Below are 3,315 nucleotides of genomic sequence, written 5' to 3'. Positions count from 1 at the left end.
CGTTCGGCTCGGGCGGGTGGACCGCGGTGGCCGGTCCGGCCTGGGTGGCTGGCGGAACCGGCCCCGGGTGCGACGGCGGCGTGGGCGCCTCGGCGGTCGAGCGCTGCGGAGGCTGGGCCCAGGGGGACTCCGGCCGGTCGCTCGGCGGCGTGCTCGCCCGGTGCTCGCCGGAGGTCACCGGCGGTTCGCCGGGCGTTCCGTGGGCGCCGGCCGAGGCTTCCGTCGAGGTCGCGCTCGCCTCCGGGATGGCCGTCGGCAGGGAGCCGGCTGTACCGTCCGCGCCGGCCGCTCCGAGGGAGCCGACCAAGTAGGGGGCGTCATCCGGGCCGGCCTTCGCCGGGTCGGCGGCGTCATCCGGGCCGCCGGCCTTCGCCGGGTCGACGGCGCCATCCGGGCGGGCGGCAGGCACGGGGGTGATCTCGGGGTCCGTCCCGATGCCGACCTCCGGGCCGACCGCACCGTTCGGGTCGGTGGCGTGGCTCAGGTGGGCGCCGGTCGTCCGGGGCGTGGGAATCTCGGGCGCGGCCCGGGCCGGGGAGGCGGCCGGTTGGTCGAGGGTGAACGGGAGGTCCAGGTCGACGGGGGCCGGCGCCGCGTGGGGCGCCTCGTCGCCCGCCCGTGCCTCGTCCCCCGCCGCGTCGACGGCCGGGGGCGCTGGCTCGGGCGAGGACGGTGCGGGCCAGGCCGGCGGGACGGGCCAGGCCGCCACGTTGGGCTGCGCCGGTGCCGCCCACGGCGGGGCGGTGACGATCCCGTCGGTCTGCTCGGGCGGCCAGAGCGGTTCGATGTCCCGCTCCGGCACCTGCGGTTGACCTGGCACGTGGGCCCGGTCGGCGTTCTCGTGCACCACGGTTCCTCCCCATTCCTCCCGCCGAGGATAGGCCGTCCGGCCAGCCGGGTGGCCCGAGCGGGGGGATCGACGGGGGTCAGGCCGTCCAGACCGCCCAGGCGCCCGGCTCGGTCCACCAGGACCGCTTCCGGCTCAGCTCGCCCTCGACGCCGTCGTCGAGGAAGGGCACCTTCTTGTCGCGGGGCACGACCGCCGCCGCCCGGCCGCGGGCCCGGCGCACCTCCAGCCGTACCCTTTTCCGGCCCCACAGGGACCGGGTGACCACGGGCACGGCGACCGCGACCTCGACCCGTCCGTCGGACGGGTCCGGGTCGGCCAGCAGCACCACGTCGTCCAGGCGCGCGTACCCGCCGGCGTTGCCGATCGCGCAGGCCATGATCGGCTCCTCGCCGGTGCTCAGCAGCGTGCCGTCGACCTCGATGCGGGCCCGCCAGTGCAGCGGCCGGCCCTCGTCGTCGGCCGCGCCGAGCAGCGCGCCGTCCAGGGTCACCGAGCCACCGTCGTTGCGGAGCAGGTCCAGCCGGCGCGTGGTGCCGTCCAGCACCGCGGCGGCCACCGCCGCCGGATCCCGGGGCAGGCCGAGCTGCGCGGCCAGGTCCCGCGCCGTCCCGGACCGGGCCGGGTCGAGCGGGAGTACGCCGACCGGCGGCAGGTCCGGCACGGTCCGGTTGTCGGGCAGGTCGGCGGGGCGGCGGCTGGGCGGCGGAGCGTACCGCCGGACCAGCCGGCGCAGCACGGCGCGCAACTGACCGTCACTGGCCGTGGCGACGACCAGCCGGGTCTTGGAGTCGGGGTCCGGCCAGGTGAGGCCGTCGGCGCGGGGTGGGCCGTCGAGGCGGGCCAGCACCTCGTCGATCTCCGCGTCCGAGCGGGCAGTGACGGTCTCCACCCGGGCGCCCAAGGTGGTCAGTGCATCCGCGCAGGCCAGCACCGGTACGCGCGGCGTCTCGCAGCGCTCCTCGGGCTGCTCGCCGGCCGCCTCCGAGGCGCCACCGCAGCAGGCTCCACCGCTGCCGCAGCCTCCACCGGGAGCGTCCCGCTCCGAGCCGAGGGTGAGCAGCACCACGTCGTACACGAAGGAGCCTCCTGCTTCTCGACGAACCCCTGCCGGTCCCGCCGTCACTACTTGTTAGCCTGACACCCCGGGCTCGCCGACCGGTCGCCACCTGGCACCCGAGCCTTCTGGAGGCGGAGAAGATGCCAGCGATCGTGCTCATCGGCGCTCAGTGGGGCGACGAGGGCAAGGGCAAGGTTACCGACCTGCTGGGTGAGCGGGTCGACTACGTCGTGCGCTACTCCGGCGGCAACAACGCCGGCCACACGGTGATCACCCCGGACGGCCAGAAGTACGCGCTGCACCTCATGCCGTCCGGCGCGCTGTCGCCGAGCGCGATGATCGTCATCGGCAACGGCGTCGTGGTCGACCCGAAGGTGCTGCTGGAGGAGATCGACGGTCTCGCCGAGCGGGGCGTGGACGTGTCCCGGCTGCGGATCTCGGGTGACGCGCACCTCATCATGCCGCACCACCGGGCGCTGGACCGGGTGGTCGAGCGCTACCTGGGCAGCTCGCGGATCGGCACCACGGGCCGGGGCATCGGCCCCGCCTACGGGGACAAGGTCGCCCGCATGGGCATCCGGCTCCAGGACCTGCTGGACCCCGGCATCCTGCGCAAGAAGCTGGAGCTGGCGCTCCGCGAGAAGAACCAGCTGCTGTTCAAGGTCTACAACCGCAAGGCGATCGACGTCGACGGGACGATCGAGGAGTACCTGGGCTACGCGGAGCGGCTCAGGCCGTACATCGCGGAGACCCGGGTCATGCTCTGGGACGCGCTGGACCGCGGCGACACGATCCTGCTCGAGGGCGCCCAGGCGACCATGCTCGACATGGACCACGGCACCTATCCGTTCGTCACCTCGTCGAACCCGACGGCGGGCGGGGCGTGCGTGGGCGCGGGCATCCCGCCCACCGCGATCACCAAGGTCATCGCGGTGAGCAAGGCGTACACCACCCGGGTCGGTTCGGGCCCGTTCCCGACAGAGCTGTTCGACGACAACGGCCAGCACCTGCGCAAGATCGGCCACGAGTACGGCACCACCACCGGCCGTGAGCGCCGCACCGGGTGGTTCGACGCGGTCGTGGCCCGGTACGCCTGCCGCCTCAACGGCGTCACCGACCTGGTCATCACCAAGCTCGACGTGCTGACCGGCATGGCCAAGGTGCCGATCTGCGTCGGCTACGAGATCAACGGCGAGCGTTTCGACGACATGCCGATGACGCAGACCGACTTCCACCACGCCACCCCGATCTACGAAGAGCTCGACGGCTGGTGGGAGGACATCACCAAGGCCCGTACCGAGGCCGAACTCCCGGAGAACGCCCGCCGCTACATCGCCCGCATCGAAGAACTCTGCGGCACAAAGGTGAGCATCGTAGGCGTAGGCCCCGGCCGCGAAGAAAACGTAAT

The 3,315-nt window shown here is 74.0% G+C and carries 2 protein-coding genes and 1 pseudogene; 1 reads left to right on the top strand and 2 read right to left on the bottom strand.

Going from position 1 to position 3,315, the window contains the following annotated elements:
* Both F8274_RS30235 and F8274_RS30230 read right to left on the bottom strand, forming a co-directional pair.
* Positions 1–850 (bottom strand): annotated as a pseudogene (locus tag F8274_RS30235) (hypothetical protein); the annotation flags it as partial.
* A gap of 76 nt (positions 851–926) precedes the next feature.
* Complete coding sequence (locus F8274_RS30230; protein ID WP_151465765.1) at positions 927–1,925, bottom strand: diacylglycerol kinase family protein; 999 nt, start codon at positions 1,923–1,925, stop codon at positions 927–929.
* Positions 1,926–2,047: 122 nt separating this feature from the next.
* Here F8274_RS30230 and F8274_RS30225 point away from each other — a divergent pair.
* A partial coding sequence (locus tag F8274_RS30225) for an adenylosuccinate synthase (RefSeq protein WP_151465762.1) occupies positions 2,048–3,315 on the top strand: 1,268 nt, incomplete at its 3' end.

Origin of the sequence: Micromonospora sp. AMSO31t (assembly GCF_008868175.1) — a bacterium.
Classification (GTDB): domain Bacteria; phylum Actinomycetota; class Actinomycetes; order Mycobacteriales; family Micromonosporaceae; genus Micromonospora.
Note: the sequence above shows the minus strand (reverse complement) of the source record. Positions and strands in the feature narration are given on the sequence as shown.